The sequence below is a fragment of the Pseudomonas sp. 2995-1 genome (assembly GCF_002742505.1).
In the GTDB taxonomy this organism is placed as follows: Bacteria; Pseudomonadota; Gammaproteobacteria; order Pseudomonadales; family Pseudomonadaceae; genus Aquipseudomonas; species Aquipseudomonas sivasensis.
Window position 1 is genome coordinate 1 of record NZ_LJSA01000004.1, and the last position, 228, is coordinate 228.

The window sequence follows — 228 nt, forward strand, 5'->3', positions numbered from 1 at the left end:
CATGACCAATATCCCCTCATTCCTTATTCTTCGATGACATGCACTTTAACTGTCGCTGTTACTTTCGGATGAAGCTTAACATTCACGTTTGTGTATCCTAAATTACGAATAGGCTCGTCCATTTCTATTTTCCTTTTATCTACTTTCACTTTCATTTTCTTTTGATACTCAGCTATTTGTTTATTTGTTACAGCGCCAAATAATCTGCCACCTTCTCCAGCTTTTGTT

At 36.4% G+C, this 228-nt stretch carries 1 protein-coding gene; it reads right to left on the reverse strand.

The window, feature by feature from the left end:
• Window positions 1–23: 23 nt before the first annotated feature.
• Window positions 24–228, reverse strand: a 205-nt coding sequence (gene rplI / locus AOA61_RS00010; RefSeq protein ID WP_099600882.1) for a 50S ribosomal protein L9, incomplete at its 5' end; no start/stop codon positions are given.